Origin of the sequence: Klebsiella sp. Q2, from assembly GCF_009900705.1 — a bacterium.
GTDB classification, from domain to species: domain Bacteria; phylum Pseudomonadota; class Gammaproteobacteria; order Enterobacterales; family Enterobacteriaceae; genus Klebsiella; species Klebsiella quasipneumoniae.
The window spans coordinates 376856-398605 of the sequence record NZ_JAAABE010000001.1 but is presented as its reverse complement, the minus strand read 5'-3'; the positions used below and the strand labels follow the sequence as shown (position 1 = coordinate 398605).

Sequence of the window (21750 nt, the reverse complement as noted above, 5' to 3'; positions counted from 1 at the left end):
CTGTATTAATGTACAGTGTCAAGCGAATGCCGCGGCGCGGCGCATCTACCCCCTCGCGCGGCGGGCGGGCTGCGCGCAAAAGCAGCAAACGGTTCGCGGGCGCTGAAGAGGACCCCCATTGACATCAAGGAGTTATTTCAGTGCTGGCGATTGATAGCTGGAGCCGATATTGACCGGCAAAACAGGCAAAACTACTGTATATATATTCAGTATTATGTGGTGGGTTAAAAAATGAACTTTTACACGCCGGTTGAGCTACGTCAGATTGTCTCCTTTCCCTTTTTTGCCGACCTGGTGCAGTGCGGCTTTCCCAGCCCGGCCCAGGACTATGTCGAGAAGCGAATCGACCTCAACGAGCTGCTGGTGCAGCATCCCAGCGCGACCTATTTTGTCAAAGCCGCAGGCGACAGCATGATCAATGCCGGCATTGACGAAGGCGATCTGCTGGTGGTGGACAGCGCGCGTAAAGCGGAGCATGGCGATATCGTCATTGCCGCCGTCGGCGGCGAATTTACGGTAAAAAAGCTGCAACTTCTGCCCCGGGTGCAGCTTAACCCGATGAACCCGGCCTATTCGCCCATCGTGGTCGGCCGCGAGGAGACGCTCGATATTTTCGGCGTGGTGACCTACATCATCAAGGCGGCGGGTTGATCATGTTCGCGCACTGTGATGTGAACGCCTTTTATGCGAGCTGCCAGACTGCATTCCGGCCAGACCTGAAGGGGCGGCCGGTGGTGGTGCTGTCGAACAACGATGGCTGTGTGATCGCCCGCTCGGCGGAGGCGAAGCCGTTTGTGAAAATGGGCGAACCCTACTTTAAGCAGAAGGCGGCGTTTCTTCGCCACGGCGTCGTGGCGTTCAGCAGCAACTATGAGCTGTACGCCGACATGTCCAACCGGGTAATGACCACCCTGGAAGAGCTCGCCCCGCGCTGCGAAATTTACAGTATCGATGAAGCCTTTTGCGATGTCAGCGGCGTGCGCCACTGCAAAGATCTGACCGACTTTGGCCGGGAAATCCGCGCCACGGTGCAGCAGCGCACCCATCTGACGCTGGGCGTCGGGATCGCCCCGACCAAAACCCTGGCGAAGCTGGCCAACCACGCGGCGAAGCAGTGGCAGCGGCAGACGGGCGGGGTGGTGGATTTATCCTGCCCGCAGCGGCAGCGGAAGCTGATGGCGCTGTTGCCGGTGAGTGAGGTCTGGGGCATCGGGCGGCGGATCGGTAAAAAGCTCGAGGCAATGGGGATCGGCACGGTACTCCAGCTGGCGGAGAGCGATATCCGCTTTATCCGCAAGCACTTCACGGTGGTGCTTGAGCGAACGGTACGGGAGCTGCGCGGCGAGCCTTGCCTGGCGCTGGAGGAGTTTGCTCCCGCTAAGCAGGAAATTATCTGCAGCCGCTCGTTCGGGGATCGCATTACGGCCTATGAGGATATGCGCCAGGCGATCTGCAGCTATGCCGCGCGGGCAGCAGAAAAGCTGCGCGGTGAGCATCAGTACTGCCGGTTCGTCTCCGCCTTTGTCAAAACCAGCCCCTTCGCGCTGAATGAACCCTATTACGGCAACAGCGCCTCACTGAAGCTGCTGACGCCGACGCAGGATTCCCGGGATATTATCGCCGCGGCGACAAACTGCCTGGACGCCATCTGGAAAGCGGGGCATCGCTATCAGAAGGCCGGGGTGATGCTCGGCGATTTCTACAGCCAGGGCGTCGCCCAGCTGAACCTGTTCGACGAGCTTGCCCCGCGGCAGAACAGCGCCAGGCTGATGCAGGTGCTCGACCAGCTGAATGCGAAAAACGGCAGGGGGGCGCTCTATTTTGCCGGCCAGGGGGTCCAGCAGCAGTGGCAGATGAAGCGAGAGATGCTATCGCCGCGCTACACCACGCGATACGGCGACCTGCTCCGCGTCAGATAACGCGCGCTATCCCTGCACCGCAGACGGAAAAACCGCCGCCAGCCAGTCAATAAAGACGCGGAGCCGGGGCGGGACGTGCCGGTGCCGGGCATAGACAACGTGAAAAGGATAGGGGGCCGGGCGCCAGGCGCTGAGGATCTCCACCAGCTTGCCGCTCGCCAGCGCCGGTTTCAGCGAATAGGTAAAGGTCTGCACAATGCCTAAGCCCGCCTCGCCGGCGGCAATATGCGCGTTGCTCTCATTGATGCCGAGATGGTGCTCCGTCTTCAGCTCGGTGCTGACGCCGTGACGGGCAAAACGAAACGGAAACGCTCTGCCGCTGGCCGGCGACAGGTAGCTGATGAGCCGGTGGCTATGGTTCAGTTCATTCGGTGAGGCGGGCGTACCATAGCGCTGAAGATAGCCCGGGGTGGCGCAGGTAACCAGCGCCGCCTCGCCGATTTTACGGGCAATCAGCGTCGAGTCTTCCATCGGTCCGCCGCGGATAGCGCAGTCAATATTGCCGCCGATCAGGTCCGAGGGCTTATCGGCCACTTGCAAATCGATACGGATATCCGGCCAGGTGGTCATAAAGTCCGCCAGCAGCGGGATCAGCACATCGCGCGCGGTCGACCCGCCGATGGCGATCCGCAGATGGCCCTTTGGCTTATTGCGGGCGGTATTGAAGGCGGCGTCGATCTCTTCCAGGTCTTCCAGCAGGCGCCGGGCCTTTTCATAGTATTCCCGTCCTTCCGGCGTCACGGTGATACGCCGCGTAGTGCGCTGCAGGAGAGAAACCCCAAGATGCGCCTCCAGTTGCTGAATGGTTTTGCTGAGGGTGGCGTTGGGCATATTCAGCGAGTCCGCGGCGCGGGTAAAGCTGCCGGCTTCGACAACGCGGGTGAAGGCTTTAAGAGCTGAAAACCGGTCCATTATTCGCTTTATCCTGGTTACTGGAGGTGATTATCCACCGAGGGGAAGAGTGTTTTTCAGATTAGGCCATTTTTCCGCCTCGCCGGGACGATTACAGTGCTTTCCATACCCGGCGGGGCGCTTTCGCGAGCCTGGCCTGTTTATACTCTAACCAAGGAAATGCACCATGAGCAAAAAACTTGCGGATAAAGTGGCGTTAGTCACCGGCGGCAGCGCCGGGATTGGCCTGGCGTCGGCGAAAGCGCTGGCGGAGCAGGGCGCGAAGGTGTACATCACCGGCCGCCGTCAGGAGGAGCTGGATGCGGCGGTAAGATTCATCGGACCCGCCGCCCGCGGGATCCGCGCTGATGCCGGCGTGTTAAGCGACCTTGACGCGGTATTTGCGACCATTGCCGACGAGTCCGGCCGGCTGGATGTACTGTTCGCCAATGCCGGCGGCGGAGACATGCTGCCGCTCAGCGCCGTTACCGAAGCGCACGTTGACCGGATTTTTGCCACTAACGTGCGCGGGGTGGTGTTCACCGTGCAGAAAGCGCTGCCGCTGCTCACCGACGGCGCCTCGGTGATTTTGACCGGCTCTACGGCGGCGGTAAAAGGGACGGCTAACTTCAGCATCTATAGCGCCAGTAAGGCCGCAGTACGCAGCCTGGCGCGCTCCTGGGCGCTGGAGGTTAGCGACCGCGGGATCCGCATCAATGTGGTCAGCCCGGGGCCGGTACGTACCCCGGGTCTGGGAGGGCTGGTGGCGGAGGCGGATCGCCAGGGCTTGTTCGATGCTCTGGCCGCCGGCGTACCGCTCGGGCGGCTGGGCGAGCCGGAGGAGATTGGCCGGACGGTGGTGTTTTTAGCGTCGGATGAGTCGAGCTTTATTAACGCCGCAGAGATTTATGTCGACGGCGGGCTGGCGCAAATCTAAGCGCCGGCTGACGCCAGGCGAGTCGTCCCAGCGGAGACCGGGGCGGCTCGCCGTGTTGGCGATCGCTGACGCACCCTCCGGGGGCGGCTTATTGCGCGCCCAGCTGTTTCATCAGCGTCAGGTTATCTTCAATATGCCAGTTGGCGGTAATTTTACCGCCGCGGATCTGATAGATATCGGTGGCGATAAAATCGATATTTTGTCCCTTACCCTGCCGGGTGCCGAAGGTCCCGGTAAAGCGGCCATGAAAATGTAAGTGTGAGACCACCCGGTCACCGGCCACGATCATTTGTTCGACATCACAGCGTAAATCCGGCACCGCCTGGCGAAACGCTCTGGAGGCGAGGATCGCCCCTTCCGGCCCCTGTCGGCGACCTTCCGGGGGCGTTTTATCGATAAAATTCTCCGCCAGCGCCGCCCGGGCCAGCGCGGCATCACCGGTATTCCAGAACGTGGCATACTGCCTGGCGACATATTCATTGGCGGCGCGTGTGGCTGCGGGAAGGCTGCCGTCAGCGATGAGTTGCGCCGGCTTCAGCAGATCCTGTTGGGCTGCATACGCGGAGCCGGACATTGCGACAAGCAGCAGCGCGGTGGCGCAGCGATGGCGCGTGAGGCCGCGTCTGGCCTGCGTGCGGGCAACCGCGACACCACGGCCGGCAGGTAACATTTTGCGGGTCATTTTCACTCTTTATGCTCCGTATAGAAGGGATAGTCGGTATAGCCCGCCGCCGTGCCGCCAAACAGCGTGCCGGGATCGCTGACGGTCGCCAGCGGCCAGCGGTGCAGAAGCCGCTGCGGCAGGTCGGGATTGGCAATAAACGGCCGGCCGAAAGCCACGAGGTCGGCGAGACCGGCGTCAAGAATGCGCTCCGCCTTCTGCTGATCGTAATTCCCGGCCACGATCAGCGTGCCGCTGAAGGTCGCGCGCAGCGTGTCGCGGAAGTGTCGGGGAACGGCTGGGGCATCGTCCCAGTCCGCCTCCGCCAGATGGATAAAGGCGATGCCCTGCTGTTCGCACCAGGCCGCCAGGGCAAGGATGGCGTCGATCACCTGCGGGTCATTCATCCCGCGCTGGGTAATGAAGGGGGAAAGGCGGATGCCCGTCCGCTCGCGGCCGATTGCGTCGCCGATGGCGGTCAGCACCTCCTGGGCAAAACGGATCCGGTTGTTCAGGCTGCCGCCGTACTCATCGGTACGCTGGTTGGCGGTCCGCCGCAGGAACTGGTCGATCAGATAGCCATTGCCGCCGTGTACTTCCACGCCGTCAAACCCCGCCGCGATCGCATTGCGCGCCGCCTGACGGTAATCGGCGACAATACGCTGGATATCCGACCGGGAGAGCGCCCGCGGCGGTGAACAGTCCACCATCTGGCCCCGGCCCTGCTCATCCACCACCCAGACCTGGGCGTCCGGCGCCAGCGCCGAGGGGGCCACGGGTTGACCATCCGCATGAAAACGGGCGTGCGACATGCGTCCCACGTGCCAGAGCTGAGAAAAAATAACGCCGCCGGCCTGATGTACGGCTCGGGTCGTCAACTGCCAGCCGGCAATCTGGTCTGCGGAATGCAGGCCGGGCGTCCAGGAATATCCCTGTCCCTCGGGAGATATTTGCGTCGCTTCCGTAACGATCAATCCCGCGCTGGCGCGCTGGCGGTAATACTCCGCCATCAGCGCGGAGGGGATATTTCCCGGCTGCAGCGCGCGCGCCCGGGTCATGGGAGCCATGACGATACGGTTTTTCAGCGGCAGCGTACCGATGCGATGACGATCAAAAAGTGAGAGCGTGTTCATAGTGGTGTCCCTTGCGAAGTGGAATGGAAATCACTTTACAGTCGGGAGCTGATTTTGATAATTAGACGAAAAACAGATTCACTTTTCGGGATATACGAAAAATGGGCAAGCTGGAAGATATGGCGCTGCTGGTGGCAGTCGCCGAAGCGGGGGGACTCTCCGCCGCCGGCAGACGGTTGTCACTTTCGCCGGCCACCATGACGGCCCGCCTGAAGGCGATGGAAGAGCGTTACCAGACCCGCCTGTTCCATCGCTCCACGCGCGCTATCACCCTGACCAACGCGGGGGAAGATTTTTATCATGCCGCGCGGCGCGTACTGGAGGAGGCGCGCCACGCCGAGTCGTTGCTGACGCAAAAAGAGGGCGTCCTGAGCGGCGATATTCGCCTTTCCGCCCCCTCCGACTTTGGCCGACAATACCTTAGCCCGGCCATCGTCGACTTTACCCGCCGTCACCCGGAAGTGACCTTTTCCGTCTACTTAGGCGAGCGCGTGGAGGATTTGGTCGCCAACCGGCTGGATATGAGCATTCGCGTCGGTAACCTGCCGGACAGCAGCCTGGCGATCCGCCATATCCGTCCTAACCACCGGGTGCTGGTGGCCTCGACGGCTTACCTTGCCGCCCGTGGAACGCCGGCTTCGCCCGAGGCGCTGCATCATCACCGCTGCCTGGCGCTGGAGCGGCACGGTGTGGTGATGAACGAGTGGCGCTTTGAGGAGGCGGGAAAAGAGCAGATCATCCGGGTGACACCGGCGATGGTCTGCGACGATGGGGCGCTGCTGCGGCAGTGGGCGCTCAGCGGGGCGGGGATCGCCGGTAAATCATGGTGGGATGTGAAGAGGGATGTCGAGGAGGGACGGCTTCAGGTGCTGTTTGCCGAGCGCTTCACCGGATTCAGCCCCTTAGACCGCAAGGAGGTTGGGCTGCAGTTTGTCTTTCCCCAGCGAAAGCTGCAACCGCCGCAGGTGTCGGCGTTTATGGCGTTTTTTATCGACTGGCTGGAGAAGTGACGGGCACCGCGGTTCGCCATGCTCAGGAGCGCAAAGGATGGCCCCCGGGTGTTATACCAGCCTATAGAGTCTTGATCTCAAATATGATTAGATAGCTTTCACTTAAAACCAGTCAGTGGCTGCCATGAATCTCAGGGAAAAAATCATTAATGAATTCGGCGGGTTGTCGCCCGAGCTGCAACGCGCCGCCGAGTTCTCACTGCAAAATGCCAGTCAGCTGGTGGTGTTATCAATGCGTGCCTTCGCGGCGGAAGCCGGGGTAAAACCGGCGACGCTGCTGCGTCTGGCGCAGCGGCTGGGCTACCGCGGCTGGAGCGAGCTGAAAAGTGATTTCATTGACGATCTGGGGCTGCGCAATGATACATACGTATCAAAAGCGGAAAAAATGATGGCCCGCGGAACGCAAACGCAGCTGTATAAAGAGGTTTTTCAGGCGCATCAGGCGAATCTGACCTTTACGCAAAATGAAAATGCCCAGGAGATGGAGCAGGCGGTGACCTTGCTCGATAGCGCGGAGAATGTCTATATCTGCGGATTCCGCGCCAGCTTTCCGATCGCGTGGTCGCTGTTCTATGTCTATCGACTGTTTAACCGCCAGGTATCATTGATCGATGGCCTGGCCAGCAATATCGAAGTTTTTACCCGCGAACTAACCGCCCGGGACTGCGTCTTACTCACCAGCTTTGCTCCCTATTCACGCGAATCACTGGATGTTTTACAGGCAGCCCGGCAGGCCGGGGCGAAGATCCTCGCCATTACCGACTCGCCGGTTTCCCCCTTAGCGCAGGCGGCAGACTGCACGCTGCTGTTCTCCATCGACAGTCCGTCATTTTTCCCTTCCGTGGTCTCCGGCATGGGCCTGGCGGAGTGCCTGCTGGCGATGCTGGTGGTGCGCCACGGTCGGGAGGCGGTGAGTAAAATTGAAAATGCCGAACGCTATCTTATTGAGTCTGGCGCCTACGTGATCCCCGGTAAGTCCTGATAAATGATTCAAATGTATCAGTTATAAGAATAACGGATGCATTTATATCTTTAATTCGTTGACGTGATCCAAATGGATCCTGCAAGATACGCTCAATTCATGTAGCGGATTCAGGAGCAGAACCCAGTATGAGTCATGTCATTCACCGCAGCCTGCGTAGCACGCCGATGGTGGCTTCACGTGCGCAAGGGGCCTATATCTTTGATGCCCAAGGAAAACCGTATCTTGATGCCTGCGGCGGGGCGGCGGTTTCCTGCCTCGGACACGCGCATCCTGATGTGCTGGCGGCGATGCACCGCCAGATCGATCGGCTGGCCTATGCGCATACCAGCTTTTTCACCAGCGATGCCGTCGAGCAGCTTGCCGAACATCTCACCCGCACGGCGCCCGGCGAGCTTAACTACGCCTACTTTGTCTCGGGCGGTTCTGAGGCGGTAGAGACGGCGCTGAAGATGGCGCGGCAGTACTTTGTGGAGATCGGCCAGCCATCGCGCACCCGCTTTATCGCCCGTAAACAGAGCTATCACGGCAATACGCTGGGCGCGCTGGCGGTGGGGGGGAATGAATGGCGCCGTCGTCAGTTTGCTCCCTTATTAATGGATGTTATCCGCGTCTCCGCCTGCAATGAGTACCGCGATCGCCGGGCTGACGAGACACAACAGCAATATACCGAGCGCCTGCTTAATGAGCTGGAGCAAGCCATCCTTGAGGCCGGCCCGGAAACGATCATCGGTTTCTGTGCCGAAACCGTGGTGGGGGCGACGATGGGAGCCACGCCGCCGACGCCGGGCTATCTGCAAGGGGTCCGCCGCCTGTGCGACAAATACGGCATCCTGTACATCGCGGATGAGGTGATGTGCGGTATGGGGCGGACCGGGACGCTGCATGCGTTTGAACAGGATGACGTGGTGCCCGATTTAGTGACCATCGCCAAAGGACTCGGCGGAGGCTATCAGCCGATTGGGGCGGTGCTGGCGAGTGAGACTATCGTCTCCGCGCTGAAGGCGGGCAGTGGGTTGTTCCAGCATGGTCACACTTACATTTGTCATGCCACTGCCGCGTCGGCAGCCCTGGCGGTGCAGCAAGTGATCGCGCGCGATAATTTGCTGGACGCCGTCAAACAGCAGGGCGCCTATCTGCACATGGCGCTGCGCGAGGTGCTGGGGGAGTTACCGCATGTCGGTGATACGCGCGGACGCGGCCTGTTTGCGGGAGTCGAGCTGGTGCGTGATAAAGACGACAAAACGCCGTTCGATCCCTCCCTGAAGCTGCACGCTGCGATCAAAGCAAACTGCATGGCGCGTGGACTGATGGTCTATCCCATGGGCGGCACCATCGATGGCCAGTCTGGCGACCACATTCTGATTGCACCGCCGTTTATCATCACCCCGACGCAGCTCGATTTTGTGGTCGATACCCTGAACTGCGTGATCCGCGAAGAGACGGGGAAATTATGAGCAATCGTTTACCGCCCCTGGCGGAACAGGAATGGGACGTTCAGCAGCGTCAGTTAGCGGAAGAGATTATCAACGGACCGCGCGGCGCCTTGCTGCCGCCCTTTGAACCGCTGCTGCGTAGCCCCGAGCTGATGGCCCATGCCCAGCGTATGGGGGAGTACCTGCGCTATCGCAGCGCGCTGGGCCAGCGTCTTTCTGAACTGGCGATTTTGCTGACCGCGCGGCACTGGTCGCAGCCGGTTGAGTGGGCGATCCATGCGCCGATAGCACGCGAGAAAGGGATCGCTGCCGCGGCGGTGCAGGCGATTAAGGAAAGGCGCCGGCCCGTGGATCTCCGGCCCGATGAGCAGACGGTCTATGACTTCTGTCAGCAGCTGCATCAACAGCAAAAGGTCAGCGATGAGACCTGGCAGCAAGCCATTGAGTTATGGGGCGAGAAGGGCGTGGTGGATCTGATTGGAATAAACGGTTATTACAGTTTTCTCTCCATGGTGATGAACAGCGCCCAGACGCCAGCACCGGCTACCTCTGACTCTCTGTTTTCTGCATAAGTTATCGTTTTTATTCGGGCGCATAAAACTGCGCCCGGTATATCAGCTCTTGTTATTGGTTCTTCCGGCGAGATATTTCGCAGGGTGACGTTCGTTGTAGGCTATTTCACTGACGCTGAGGGTAATTATGAGTGGATTATTTAAGAAATTAAAGCTGACGCTGGCATTAGTTATTTGTTCAGCCAGTTTTGTTACAGCAGCAGAAGATAAAATAACGGTGGGTGTCGATACTGCCTTTGTTCCATTTGAATTTAAACAAGGCGATAAATATGTCGGCTTTGATATCGATCTGTGGGACGCGATTGCGAAGAAAATGCATATCAGCTACGAATTAAGGCCGATGGATTTCGGTGGCCTGATCCCCGGTCTGCAGTCGCGTAATCTGGACGTGGCGATGGCGGGAATAACGATTACCGATGCGCGCAAGCAGGTCGTGGACTTCAGTGAAGGATATTATAATGCTGACCTGTTAATAGCCGTGAAAAGTACCGACAATTCCATTGTTAAATTCAGTGATTTGACCGGGAAAAAAGTCGGCCTTAAGCAGGGGACGGCGGCAGCCAGCTTTATGAAAAGCAAATATAAAGCGAATTACATCGAGTTCCCGAATATCGATAACGCTTACCTTGACCTGCAGGCCGGTAATCTCGATGCCGTCGTTCATGATTCGCCGAATGTCCTTTACTACGTGAAGACGGCGGGTAATGGCAAGGTCAAATCCACTGGTGAGACGGACAGCATTCTGCCACAGCAGTATGGCTTTGCGATGCAGAAAAACAGCAGCCTGACGCCAAAAGTCAACCAGGCCCTGCAGGCCCTGCGCGCCGATGGTACCTACGACAAGATTTACGTAAAGTGGTTTGCTAAACAGCCGAAATAACTCTGCCAGGTCGGAGCGATCCGACCTCATATTTTCTTTACGGGTAGAAGCATGAATTTTGACAGTCGCTATATTTGGGATGCATTGCCGCTGCTGATGCAAGGCTTGCAGCTGACGCTAATTATTTCGTTATCAGGTTTGTTAGGTGGATTAATCATTGGTTTGCTGGCTGGGACCTGCCGCGCATTAGGTGGGACAATATCCAAAACGGTATCGCTGGTGTTTGTGGAATTAATCCGCGGGACGCCAATTATGGTGCAGGTGATGTTTATTTACTTCGCCCTGCCGATGGTGTTGCCGGTGCGTATTGACCCGGTTCCTGCCGCCATTATCACCATTGTGATTAACTCCGGGGCTTATATAGCGGAGATCACCCGGGGCGCGATTCTGTCGATCAATAAAGGATTTAAAGAAGCCAGCCTCGCGATGGGATTATCGCCGCGCAGCACCCTGTGGCATGTCATTATGCCGCTGGCTTTTCGGCGGATGATCCCGGCATTAGGCAATCAATGGATTATCAGTATTAAAGATACGTCGCTGTTTATTGTGATTGGCGTGGCAGAATTAACCCGTCAGGGACAAGAGATTATTGCCGGCAACTTTCGGGCGCTGGAGGTGTGGACGGCGGTGGCGATGATTTATCTGTTTTTGACATTGTGCCGGAGCTTCCTGCTAAAACAAGTTGAGAAAAGGATCCATATTTTATGAGCATGGTTGAATTTAGCGCGGTGGCGAAAAACTTCGGCGCCACTCAGGTGCTGCACGATATCAATTTAAAGATTGAAGCGGGCGAGGTGGTGGTGATCATCGGTCCTTCCGGCTCGGGAAAATCGACCCTGCTGCGTTGTATTAACAAGCTGGAAGAGATCTCCTCCGGCACGCTGCTGGTGGCGGGCATGCATATTACGGATCCGCACGCGAATGAGTGTGATATTCGCCGCGAAGCCGGTATGGTGTTTCAACAGTTTCATTTGTTCCCGCATCTGACCGCCCTGGAGAATGTCATGTTCGGTCCGCTTCGCGTGCGCAAGCAGAGCAAGGCCACAGCGCGGGAGCAGGCGCTGGCGTTGCTGGATCGCGTGGGGCTGCGTGAACGCGCTAACCACTATCCTGCCGAGCTCTCGGGCGGTCAGCAGCAGCGTGTGGCGATAGCTCGCGCCCTGGCGGTGAAACCCAAAATGATGTTATTTGATGAGCCAACATCCGCCCTCGATCCTGAACTGCGGCATGAGGTCTTAAAGGTCATGCGCTCGCTGGCCGACGAGGGCATGACGATGGTGATTGTGACCCATGAGATTGGCTTTGCCAGAGAGGTGGCTTCCCGGTTGATTTTTATTGATGGCGGCACTATTGCCGAAGATGGTTCACCTGAGGCGCTGCTCACGGCCAGCAGCAATCCGCGTCTGCAAGAGTTTTTGCAACACGTATCCTGAACATAAGTGAATAATGACAATATGAAAACAATCGCAATCCGAGGTTCCGCTTTTGCGGTCGGTCAGCAGCTTGGCGCGTTTGGTCGTGAGGCCTGGCAGACAAAAATCAGGCAAACGGCGCTGTGGCAAACGGTGGCCGCCCTGAAAACGACGGAACAGACCCAGCGCATGCGCGCAGCCGTGCAGGCTCAGTTCCCGCTGATCTGGCAGGAGCTGGAGGGCATGGCGGAGGGGCTGCAGGCGCCGGTGGATGAGGTGTTCGCCTGGAACTGTCGCGGCGATCTGGTGCGTTCGACGTCGGATGGCTGCACCACCCTGGCGGGGAGAAGCGCAGAGGGCGAGTTGATCATTGCGCACAATGAAGACGGCTTCCCGCAGCTGCGTGAAGACTGCGCCATCGTCAGCATAACCCCGGACGTGGGCCTCGCCTTTACCAGCTTCGCCTATCCCGGCTCCCTGTGCGGACATACCTTCGCAGTGAATGAGAAGGGGATAGTCAATACGGTCAACAATATTCGCGCCGTGCATCGTCCGGACGGGATGCCGCGCCAGATTCTGGCCCGCGCCTCGCTGAACGCCACCACCTTAGAGGAAGCCGTCACTCTGCTGAGCGCCACGCCTCGCGCGGGCGCGTTTCACCACACCCTGGGCCAGATGGGCGATAGCCGTCTGTTTAGCGTGGAAGCCACCGGCTCCGGCAGCTCGGTGCTCGCGTTGTCCGCCACCAGCGGGCATGCCAACCATCTGATCCATCCCCAGCTTGCGGCTATTGAACAGATCGTGACCGGCAGCTCCGGCTCGCGCCAGCGGCGCCTGGACGCGTGGCTGGCGACGAACCCGCCGCTGGATGGCGTGACAGCGAAAGCGATGCTCTCCGACCAGCAGGATCCGTTGTTACCGATTTACCGGCTTTCTCCCGACGATCCTGATGAGGAAAATACGCTGGCGACGGCCATTTTTACCTTGAGCGCGACCCGCGTCGTGTGGCAGGTCTTCACGCTGGACCGTGAAAACGCGGTTTTACAGGGCAGCGTTTAGCGGCCCGAGGGCGCTTTCAGCAGAGCGATCAGCAGCGTACTGCCCACCATGGTCCCCGCCGCCAGCCACACCATTCCCGACAGGCCAGCTGAGGCGATCAGCTGGCCGCCGACAAGTGCCCCGGTGCCGATGGCGGCATTAAAAATGGCCACGTAAATGGCTGACGCTGGCTGGGCGACCGCGCCCGCGCTGCGCAGTAGCCAGGTCTGTAAGCCGACGAACACAATCGCGATGCCGGCGCCCCACAGGGCTAACAGTAGCCCGCTAAAACAGAATGGCAGTGGCGCAAAACGGGCGGAGCCAAGGATCGCCAGCGCGCCCCCGCTCAGCAGCAGCGCAGCGAAAATCAGCCCCTTCAGATGACGATCGATGAGCTTCCCCGCGATAACGTTACCCAGCAGCCCGGAAACCCCTGACAGCAGCAGCAGGCCGGAAAGGGCGGTCGTCGGGACTCCCTGCAGATTTATCAGCAGCGGTTCAATGTAGGTGAAGGCGGCAAAGTGAGCGGTAATGATGCATGCCGTGGCGCCATACAGGCCACCGAGCAGCGGATTGCGGAAAATATCACGATAAACGCGCAGCCTGACGGGGGCTGGGGCGGCCAGCGCGGGCAGCGTCGAGCACAGCACCGCAGCGGCGGCCAGTGACAGCAAGGCCATCGCCATAAACGCGTATCGCCAGCCCGCCAGGGTGGCGATAAAGCTCGCCAGCGGCACCCCCACTACGCTTGCCGCCGACACGCCGCCAAAAATGATCGCCGTGGCCAGCCCCAGCCGGTGCGGCGGCACCATCTGCGCGGCGACGATGCCAATTAAGGCCCAGAAGGCGCCATGCGCCAGGGCACCAATCATGCGGGCGCTCATCAGGGCGAACATCGAATAAGACCGGGTTGCGGCGAGGCAGGAAAGCGCGAGGATCAGCATCAGCCCGACCAGCAGCGCCTTGCGGGAAATACGCGCCGGCATTGCGCCGGAAAGCAGAGCCGCCAGGGCGCCCACCCAGCCATAGGCGGTGACGGCGAGACCCATGCCAGATTCAGTCTGGTGAAAATCCGCCGCCAGGGCGCTGAGCATGCCCACCGGCGCCAGTTCGCTGGTGACGATTGAAAAGGCGCAGATCCCGAGTGCAACGACGGCTATCCAGACGCGCGCCGGCGCCGGGTGGAGGGGTAAAGCAATCTCTTTCATATCAGGCGTATCCTTAGGAAAGGAGCGTTCCGCGCGGTACACGGACGTTCAGGTGAGGAGAGAGCAGGCGACCGGATGGCCTGGTTGTCTCCGCGAGTGGCGTGCAGTATCATCCCTGCGAAACTGATAAAAAATAGCGGAAAACGGAGAGTCGTTTTCCATAAATGGAAAACAGATGACCGCAGAATTTAACTGGGATGATGCGCGCATATTCCTCGCCATCGCCCGGGCGGGAACGCTGAGCGGCGCCGCCGACAAGATGAACATGGGGATAGCCACGGTCTCCCGCCGGCTGGATCGGCTGGAGCAGGCGTTGAACGTTCCGCTCTTCAGCCGCCATCAGAGCGGCTATCGCCTGACCGATGATGGCGAAGCCCTGCTCGCGCGGGCCGAGGCGCTGGAATACGCAGGCCTGGCGTTTGGCGAAGCGGCGCAACTGCAGGGGCATGTCGCCGGGGTTGTCCGCCTGGCCACCTCGGATAACCTGGCCACGCATTTTATTCTGCCCTCCCTGAAAGGGCTCCTGGACCATTATCCCGAGCTGCGGGTGGAGGTGCTGAGCGGCGTGCAGCCGGTGAACCTGCACCGTCGGGATGCCGATCTGGCGATCCGCATGGTCAAGCCTGAGGCCGGGCATTTGACGTTAAAGCGACTGGGGACGGTGGGGTTTGGCGTCTATGGCGCCGCCGGCTATCTGGCCGGTGCGGACGGCCTGTCGCTGAGCGAGGCGGACTTTGTGGGGTGGCCGGAAACTCACCAGCACCTGCCGGCCGCCCAATGGATCGCGCGCACCCTGAGAGGGCGGCCGTGTAAAGTCGAAGCCAATACGCTCGTGGCCCAGGTTTCCGCGGTATCCGCGGGCCTCGGACTGGGCGTTCTGCCGCACTTTATGGCACGGGCCAGCGGCCTGCAGTGCCTGCAGCCGGAGATCGGCGCGGATCAGACTCTCTGGCTGGTGATGCATTCCGACCTGGCCGGGTCCAGACGCGTGCGGGTTATCGCCGACCATCTCATCACCCTCTTTGCGGCCCATCAAGATCGGCTGGCGATGCCCTGAAGGGGCGTGTAGCGATACGACTGCCCGAGGCTGACGAGCCACGATTTTTTCCGCGCCAGCTAACAGCGATACTCGCCGCGCAATATTCGGCCCAATGCTGCTCCGCAGTCGAAAATCGTGCAGAGTGAGAGGATATCCCCGTCCGGCAAAATAATTTAGTGTTGTGGCCAGCGCCGCATTGTCGCGCTCCCCCAGAAATGCCTGTCGATGTTAGGGTGAGACGTTTATCACCACAGGAGAACGCAAATGATTGTCAGGACCTGGCACGGCTGTGTGCCATTGCAGCATGCTGAGGGGTTTGCCCGCCACCTCGAGCGGACCGGCGTAGAACACGCTCAGAGCATCGCCGGCAACAGAGGCGCCCTGGTGCGCCGGGAAAACCAGGGCGAATGGGCGCATTTCTTTCTCGCCACCTACTGGCAGGATCTCGCGGCGGTCAAAGCCTTCGCAGGCGAAGACTATCACGTCGCGGTCACCTATCCGGACGATGAAGTATTCGAACTCCTCTCCGACCCCTACGTGTTTCAGCATGAAGTTGAGGCCGTGTCGCCGCTGTAGACTGATGACCGGGCAGGTGGAAGATCGGCCAGCAACAGACGGTTGCTGGCCGCGTGAGATCGACTGACGTCACCGGTTAATTAACCCTGGACCGGTCAACTGCGCCAGCGTTTAACAGGTCGGGCTATGTCGAAACCGCCAATGCTCAGACGGCAAAACGGCGTCAGGCGCATCAGAGGAAATCGTTTATTGTTACGTTAAGAGGTATCCTGCCTGTTCTGGGAAACGGCAAAGAGGATGTCATAAGATGCTGGCTTATATCACGATAGGTACCAATGATTTTCAGCGCTCAGTAGATTTTTATGACGCTATTTTTAATGTTCTTGGCTACTCACGTCTGCCTGCCTGGACAGACAGCTGGGCAATGTGGGGAGATAAAAATAATCCGGATAAGGCGTTCAGCTTTTGTATTTGCCCTCCTTTTGACGGACATTCCGCAACGGCGGGAAACGGGACAATGTTTGCATTCCAGGCTGATAACGCAGAGATTGTCAGACAGTTCCATGCCGCAGGCCTTCTTGCAGGAGGGCAAAATGAAGGCGCACCGGGCACACGCCCCGCCTATGGCCCCGACTTTTATGTGGCCTACCTGCGCGATCCTGACGGGAATAAGCTGGCATGCGTTTGTCAGCATTATTCTCCCGCAACTGATAAGTTCGTCAACCAGAAACAGGCGCTTCGCATATAGCATCTTACGGTTTTGCGCGTTTACAGCCCCTGACGTGAAATAGGGCGTTCCGGCGACAGCTGGCGCGGTCGGCTACAGGCCAGGAACCAACATCTATCTTGTATGGGCAGACAGCCACCGTTGGGTGAACGTGGAATGACTGCACACTCAGCGCTTGAGGGCGGCAACAATGGAAGCCTCCATTTTCTCCGGTGTCGTGAACGGCGCAAAACGCGTGAGGGGTGTGCCGTCGCGACCGATGAGGAACTTGGTGAAATTCCACTTGATCCGTCCGCCGAGCACGCCGGGCAACGCTTGTTTCAAATAACGAAACAGCGGGTGTGCAGCGGGGCCGTTGACGTCCACTTTCGCAAACATCGGGAAGCTCACGCCGTAGTTAACGTGACAGGTCTGCTCGATTTCATCCGCACCGCCGGGTTCCTGCTTGCCAAACTGGTTGCACGGAAAACCAAGCACCACCAGCCCCTGAGCCGCGTACTTTTTGTAGAGCGCTTCCAGGCCAGCATACTGTGACGTGAAGCCACAATGGCTGGCCGTATTCACCACCAGAACCACCTTGCCAGCATAGTCAGCCATGGAGAGAGGTTGGCCGCGCAGGCGGGTGGCGGTCAATTGATAAAAAGGGGTCATAGCAGGCTCCTGAGAGTGGAAACAGTGCAACGCTGACGATCGCGTGAATGTTTGAAGCAGATTAGGCAGTTATAATACACAGGGTTAGGGATTTGTACCTGGAATGTACAACATGGGGGAAAGAAGCATTTTGCGATGAGGCAGCTGCATCTATTCTGCACAAAAAATGGGCGTATTGATTAATAGAGAAATAAAAGCATTTAAAAAATAAATCAGCCAGCAGGTGACACTAACTGGCTGATTTTATTTAACTACGCTTCACTTTTAGAGGACTGCTTGTGAAACAGTTCGCGGAATACCGGGTAGATATCCTCCTGGTCGCGAATATGCTGCATGGCGAAATTATCAAAGGTCGCCTGCAGGTGTTCATACTCGCGCCACAGGGTCTGGTGCGCCCGGCGGGTAATTTCGATATAGCTGTAATAACGCACCACCGGCAGAATTTTCTTCGCCAGCAGTTCGTGGCACAGTGGGGAGTCATCGGCCCAGTTGTCGCCATCCGACGCCTGGGCGGCGTAGATGTTCCACTGCGCCGGGTCATAACGCGCCTGCACCACCTCATCCATCAGCTTGAGGGCGCTGGAAACGATGGTGCCGCCGGTTTCCTGAGAATAGAAGAATTCGTGTTCATCCACCTCTTTCGCCTGGGTATGGTGGCGGATATAGACCACATCGACGTTTTTATAGGTCCGGCTGAGGAACAGATACAGCAGGATATAAAAGCGCTTGGCCATGTCTTTGGTGGCCTGGTCCATCGAGCCTGAGACGTCCATCAGGCAGAACATTACCGCCTGGCTGGAGGGCTCCGGCCGTTTTTCGTAATTTTTGTAGCGTAAGTCAAAGGTGTCGATAAACGGCACCCGTTCAATTTTAGCCCGCAGCTCGGCAATCTCTTTGCGCAGGCGCTCCTCCTCCAGCAGCTGCACCGGCTCGCTGCGGCTAATGGTCTCCAGATCCTCCTCCAGAGCGCGCAGTTCACGGCGCTTGCCGGCGGTCATCGCAGTCCGACGGGCCAGCGAGTTCTGCAGCGAACGCACCACGCTGATGTTGGCCGGCACCCCGTTAGAGGTAAAACCCGCGCGATGGGTTTTAAACTCGTTTAGCTGCCGGTGCTGATTTTTCTTCAGGTTCGGCAGGGCGAGATCTTCAAACAGCAGATCCAGGTACTCATCTTTTGAAATCTGGAAGACAAACTCATCCTTCCCTTCGCCATCGGCGCTGGCTTGCCCCTGACCGCTGCCACCGCCGCCGCCGCCCCCTTGCGGGCGTTCGATCCGATCGTTTTGCACGAAATGGTCATTACCCGGGTGGACGCGGTTGCGTAGTCCGCCGCGACCCTGATGAAACATCGGCTCGTTGATATCGTCCGTCGGGATCGAGACGGATTCTCCGCTCTCAATATCGGTCACCGAGCGCTTGTTGATGGCCTCGGAGATTGATTGTTTAATCTGCGCCTTATAACGGCGCAAAAAGCGCTGACGATTGACGGCGCTTTTGTTTTTCCCGTTCAGGCGTCGGTCTATGAACCAGGTCATATGCCCTCCTGTACTGCATTAGCCAACTTTACTTATCATCATTCAGCTGCAGTTGACCCGGCGGCGCACCGCCGGGCTGGACGCATCAGGACGATTTACGAACCCGCAGGTACCACTCGCACAGCAGGCGAACCTGTTTGCGGGTGTAGCCTTTCTCCATCATGCGGTCGACAAAGTCGTCGTGTTTTTTCTGCTCATCGGTTGAGGTTTTGGCGTTAAACGAAATGACCGGCAACAGCTCTTCGGTATTGGAGAACATTTTCTTCTCAATAACCGTGCGCAGTTTCTCATAGCTGGTCCAGTTCGGATTACGTCCGCTGTTGTTGGCTCTGGCGCGCAGCACAAAGTTGACGATTTCATTACGGAAGTCTTTCGGGTTGCTGATCCCGGCCGGCTTCTCAATTTTCTCCAGCTCGGCATTCAATGATTCACGGTCAAACAGCTGGCCGGTGTCCGGATCGCGGTATTCCTGATCCTGGATCCAGAAGTCAGCGTAGGTGACATAGCGATCGAAAATGTTCTGCCCATACTCGGAGTAGGATTCCAGATAGGCGGTCTGGATCTCTTTGCCGATAAACTCGGCGTATTTCGGGATCAGATAGCCTTTGAGGAACTCCAGATAGCGCTCGGCCTGCTCCTGCGGGAACTGTTCGCGCTCAATCTGCTGCTCCAGGACATAGAACAGATGCACCGGGTTGGCCGCCACTTCAACATGGTCGAAGTTAAACACCCTTGAGAGGATCTTAAAGGCAAAGCGGGTGGAGAGCCCGTTCATCCCTTCATCCACCCCGGCGTAGTCGCGATACTCCTGATAGGATTTCGCTTTCGGGTCGGTATCTTTCAGGCTCTCGCCGTCATAGACCCGCATTTTCGAGTAGATACTCGAGTTTTCCGGCTCTTTCAGGCGCGACAGAATCGAGAAGCGCGCCAGCGTTTCCAGAGTGCCCGGGGCGCATGGCGCATGAGTCAACTCGCTGCTGTTGAGCAGTTTTTCATAGATACGGATCTCTTCGGAGATCCGCAGGCAATAAGGCACTTTGACGATATAGACGCGGTCGAGGAAGGCCTCATTGTTTTTGTTATTACGGAAGGTCACCCATTCCGATTCGTTTGAGTGGGCAAGGATGATCCCGTTAAACGGCAGGGCGGAGATCCCTTCGGTCCCGTTGTAGTTACCTTCCTGAGTCGCGGTCAGCAGCGGATGCAGCACCTTGATCGGCGCTTTAAACATCTCGACGAACTCCATGATCCCCTGGTTGGCGCGGCACAGCGCACCGGAGTAGCCGTAGGCGTCCGGGTCGTTCTGCGCATAGTGTTCCAGCTTGCGGATATCCACTTTACCCACCAGCGCCGAAATATCCTGGTTGTTTTCATCGCCCGGTTCGGTTTTGGCGATGGCGACCTGTTCGAGAATCGATGGCCAGACTTTGACCACGCGGAATTTCGTGATATCGCCGCCAAACTCATGCAGGCGTTTGGCCGCCCATGGCGACATAATAGTGCCGAGATAGCGGGTAGGGACGCCATACTCTTTCTGAAGGATCTGCGCATCCTCCTGCGGATTGAACAGGCACAGCGGGTGATCGTTAACCGGGCTGCGCTCGCCGTTGGCGCTCAGCACATAGATAGGCACGCGCTGCATCAGGGCTTTCAGCCGTTCAGCCAGCGATGATTTACCCCCGCCCACCGGTCCCAGCAGATAGAGGATCTGTTTCTTCTCTTCCAGCCCCTGGGCGGCATGCTTGAGGTAGGAAACGATCTGCTCAATGGCGTCTTCCATACCGTAAAACTCTTCAAACGCCGGATAGCGTGCGATAACCCGGTTTGAAAAGAGACGGGATAGCCGCGGCTCGAGAGCCGTATCAACCATGACGGGTTCACCAATGGCCATCAACAGACGTTCTGCCGCATTGGCATAGGCACTGCGATCTTGCCGGCAGATGGTAAGAAACTCCTGCAGTGTGAACTCTTCGTCCTTGGCAGCTTCATAGCGCTGGCGATAGTGATCGAATATATTCATGGCATGCCGTCCTTTCGTTTTTTAGCACAGGTTGAGAGCCGTTCATATGAATAGTGGGGGCCCCCGGAAGACATAAGCTGAACATCGCTCTCCTGGTATCCAGCAACCCTTATGCCAGGTTGCGGGTGGGGTAGCGTGAATGTGCCCTGCAATTACACCTTCTAAATTTAAGCGTAGATGCATTTAGAAATCTTGCATGACGCAGAAAATCAATTTCAATGACATATCAATAACTCATCCTGAAAAAGACGCTTTTTGCTTCGCCGGGACGTGAAGCTGTCATCGGGCTGTCACCAGATGGTAAGAGAAGGGTGGGAAAGTGAACGATTTGTGTCATATCGGGTAAAGAATTTGAGGCATGAGACCTACGACGGTAAACTGCACGGGCTGATTATTTGACAACGGGAATATGGATTGTGACTAAAATCAAACTTCTGGCACTCGGCGTGCTGATTGCGACCTCCGCCAGCGCGGCGCATGCCGATGGGAAGTTCACGCTTGGCGCTGGCGTCGGCATCGTTGAGCATCCGTACAAGCAGTATGATGCGGATGTTTATCCGGTGCCGGTCATTAGTTATGAGAGCGATAACTTCTGGTTCCACGGTCTGGGTGGGGGTTACTACCTGTGGAATGACACCAATGATAAGCTGTCGATAACGGCTTACTGGTCGCCGATGTACTTCAAGCCGGGCGACAGCGATAGCGAACAAATGCGTCGCCTGGATAAACGTAAATCAACCGTGATGGCCGGTCTTTCTTATGTCCACAACACGCCCTATGGTTTCCTGCGCACGACGATTGCCGGCGATACGCTGGATAACAGCAACGGCATCAACTGGGATCTCGCCTGGCTGTACCGCTACACCAACGGGAACCTGACGCTGACACCGGGCATCGGCGTGGAGTGGAACAGCGACAATCAGAACGAATACTATTATGGCGTCTCGCAGCACGAGTCCCGTCGTAGCGGCATGCGCAGCTACGATCCGGACAGCAGCTGGAACCCGTATCTGGAGCTGTCGGCCAACTATCGCTTCCTCGGCGACTGGAGCGTATACGGTATTGCGCGCTACACCCGTCTGTCGGATGAAATTACCGATAGCCCGATGGTGGACAAATCCTGGAGCGGTCTGATCTCAACCGGGATCACTTACACCTTCTGATTGTGCATTATTACAGTGCG

Annotated in this window: 23 protein-coding genes; 15 read left to right on the top strand and 8 right to left on the bottom strand. The window is 58.1% G+C overall.

What is annotated here, in order from left to right:
* The first annotated feature begins 231 nt into the window (after positions 1-231).
* Together GT756_RS02080 and GT756_RS02075 are read left to right on the top strand one after the other, a co-directional pair.
* Positions 232-651, top strand: a complete 420-nt coding sequence (locus GT756_RS02080; protein ID WP_004203751.1) for a translesion error-prone DNA polymerase V autoproteolytic subunit — start codon at positions 232-234, stop codon at positions 649-651.
* A gap of 2 nt (positions 652-653) precedes the next feature.
* Complete coding sequence (locus tag GT756_RS02075) at positions 654-1919, top strand: Y-family DNA polymerase (RefSeq protein WP_004203752.1); 1266 nt, start codon at positions 654-656, stop codon at positions 1917-1919.
* 6 nt (positions 1920-1925) lie between these two features.
* On the opposite strand, the gene GT756_RS02070 is transcribed toward GT756_RS02075, so the two are convergent.
* On the bottom strand, positions 1926-2831 hold the full coding sequence (locus GT756_RS02070; RefSeq protein WP_135699137.1) for a LysR family transcriptional regulator: 906 nt from the start codon (positions 2829-2831) through the stop codon (positions 1926-1928).
* A 166-nt stretch (positions 2832-2997) separates the two neighbouring features.
* On the opposite strand from GT756_RS02070, the gene GT756_RS02065 reads away from it, so the two are divergent.
* Positions 2998-3747 (top strand): SDR family oxidoreductase, encoded by a 750-nt coding sequence (locus GT756_RS02065; RefSeq protein WP_023317977.1) that lies wholly within the window; start codon positions 2998-3000, stop codon positions 3745-3747.
* 88 nt (positions 3748-3835) lie between these two features.
* Here the strand turns inward: GT756_RS02065 and GT756_RS02060 are convergent, their stop codons facing one another.
* Both GT756_RS02060 and GT756_RS02055 read right to left on the bottom strand, forming a co-directional pair.
* Positions 3836-4429: an ester cyclase gene (locus tag GT756_RS02060; RefSeq protein WP_062913969.1), complete on the bottom strand. Its 594-nt coding sequence runs from the start codon at positions 4427-4429 to the stop codon at positions 3836-3838.
* 2 nt (positions 4430-4431) lie between these two features.
* Entirely contained in the window at positions 4432-5541 is a 1110-nt protein-coding gene (locus GT756_RS02055; RefSeq protein WP_049092540.1) for an alkene reductase, read from the bottom strand.
* Between the two features lie 101 nt (positions 5542-5642).
* On the opposite strand from GT756_RS02055, the gene GT756_RS02050 reads away from it, so the two are divergent.
* The 8 genes from GT756_RS02050 (at position 5643) to GT756_RS02015 (ending at position 12892) form a co-directional block, all read left to right on the top strand.
* Positions 5643-6551: a LysR family transcriptional regulator gene (locus GT756_RS02050; RefSeq protein ID WP_160124537.1), complete on the top strand. Its 909-nt coding sequence runs from the start codon at positions 5643-5645 to the stop codon at positions 6549-6551.
* Between the two features lie 124 nt (positions 6552-6675).
* Positions 6676-7533, top strand: coding sequence for a MurR/RpiR family transcriptional regulator (locus GT756_RS02045; RefSeq protein WP_004203760.1), 858 nt, complete (start codon positions 6676-6678; stop codon positions 7531-7533).
* 128 nt (positions 7534-7661) lie between these two features.
* Entirely contained in the window at positions 7662-8990 is a 1329-nt protein-coding gene (locus tag GT756_RS02040) for an aspartate aminotransferase family protein (protein WP_135699141.1), read from the top strand.
* A complete protein-coding gene (locus GT756_RS02035) occupies positions 8987-9541 on the top strand; it encodes a carboxymuconolactone decarboxylase family protein (protein ID WP_023317981.1) in 555 nt (184 codons plus the stop codon). The genes GT756_RS02040 and GT756_RS02035 overlap by 4 nt, the downstream gene beginning before the upstream one ends.
* Positions 9542-9668: 127 nt before the next feature.
* The gene (gene glnH, locus GT756_RS02030; RefSeq protein ID WP_017898602.1) at positions 9669-10421 is read left to right on the top strand and encodes a glutamine ABC transporter substrate-binding protein GlnH; all 753 of its coding nucleotides are present in this window, start codon (positions 9669-9671) and stop codon (positions 10419-10421) included.
* Positions 10422-10472: 51 nt separating this feature from the next.
* The gene (gene glnP, locus GT756_RS02025) at positions 10473-11129 is read left to right on the top strand and encodes a glutamine ABC transporter permease GlnP (protein WP_160124536.1); all 657 of its coding nucleotides are present in this window, start codon (positions 10473-10475) and stop codon (positions 11127-11129) included.
* 2 nt (positions 11130-11131) lie between these two features.
* Positions 11132-11854, top strand: a complete 723-nt coding sequence (gene glnQ, locus GT756_RS02020) for a glutamine ABC transporter ATP-binding protein GlnQ (RefSeq protein WP_048326304.1) — start codon at positions 11132-11134, stop codon at positions 11852-11854.
* A 21-nt stretch (positions 11855-11875) separates the two neighbouring features.
* On the top strand, positions 11876-12892 hold the full coding sequence (locus tag GT756_RS02015) for an acyl-CoA--6-aminopenicillanic acid acyl-transferase (RefSeq protein WP_043522477.1): 1017 nt from the start codon (positions 11876-11878) through the stop codon (positions 12890-12892).
* Here GT756_RS02015 and GT756_RS02010 read toward each other — a convergent pair.
* The gene (locus GT756_RS02010) at positions 12889-14079 is read right to left on the bottom strand and encodes an MFS transporter (protein ID WP_017898599.1); all 1191 of its coding nucleotides are present in this window, start codon (positions 14077-14079) and stop codon (positions 12889-12891) included. The two genes, GT756_RS02015 and GT756_RS02010, sit on opposite strands and share 4 nt — an antisense overlap.
* A gap of 175 nt (positions 14080-14254) precedes the next feature.
* On the opposite strand from GT756_RS02010, the gene GT756_RS02005 reads away from it, so the two are divergent.
* A complete protein-coding gene (locus tag GT756_RS02005) occupies positions 14255-15136 on the top strand; it encodes a LysR family transcriptional regulator (RefSeq protein ID WP_017898598.1) in 882 nt (293 codons plus the stop codon).
* Positions 15137-15195: 59 nt separating this feature from the next.
* On the opposite strand, the gene GT756_RS25725 is transcribed toward GT756_RS02005, so the two are convergent.
* Positions 15196-15291, bottom strand: a complete 96-nt coding sequence (locus GT756_RS25725; protein ID WP_226549950.1) for a hypothetical protein — start codon at positions 15289-15291, stop codon at positions 15196-15198.
* 91 nt (positions 15292-15382) lie between these two features.
* Here GT756_RS25725 and GT756_RS02000 point away from each other — a divergent pair, with 91 nt between their 5' ends.
* On the top strand, positions 15383-15694 hold the full coding sequence (locus GT756_RS02000) for a hypothetical protein (RefSeq protein ID WP_004203773.1): 312 nt from the start codon (positions 15383-15385) through the stop codon (positions 15692-15694).
* 247 nt (positions 15695-15941) lie between these two features.
* Positions 15942-16382 (top strand): VOC family protein, encoded by a 441-nt coding sequence (locus tag GT756_RS01995; protein ID WP_004203774.1) that lies wholly within the window; start codon positions 15942-15944, stop codon positions 16380-16382.
* 147 nt (positions 16383-16529) lie between these two features.
* On the opposite strand, the gene GT756_RS01990 is transcribed toward GT756_RS01995, so the two are convergent.
* The 3 genes from GT756_RS01990 to yeaG form a co-directional block, all read right to left on the bottom strand.
* The gene (locus GT756_RS01990; protein ID WP_004203776.1) at positions 16530-17012 is read right to left on the bottom strand and encodes a glutathione peroxidase; all 483 of its coding nucleotides are present in this window, start codon (positions 17010-17012) and stop codon (positions 16530-16532) included.
* Between the two features lie 251 nt (positions 17013-17263).
* A complete protein-coding gene (locus GT756_RS01985) occupies positions 17264-18547 on the bottom strand; it encodes a YeaH/YhbH family protein (protein ID WP_049115129.1) in 1284 nt (427 codons plus the stop codon).
* 85 nt (positions 18548-18632) lie between these two features.
* On the bottom strand, positions 18633-20567 hold the full coding sequence (gene yeaG / locus GT756_RS01980) for a protein kinase YeaG (RefSeq protein WP_004203779.1): 1935 nt from the start codon (positions 20565-20567) through the stop codon (positions 18633-18635).
* Between the two features lie 416 nt (positions 20568-20983).
* Between yeaG and GT756_RS01975 the strand changes: the two genes are divergently transcribed.
* Positions 20984-21730: a MipA/OmpV family protein gene (locus GT756_RS01975; RefSeq protein ID WP_004203780.1), complete on the top strand. Its 747-nt coding sequence runs from the start codon at positions 20984-20986 to the stop codon at positions 21728-21730.
* The last annotated feature ends 20 nt before the right edge of the window (positions 21731-21750 follow it).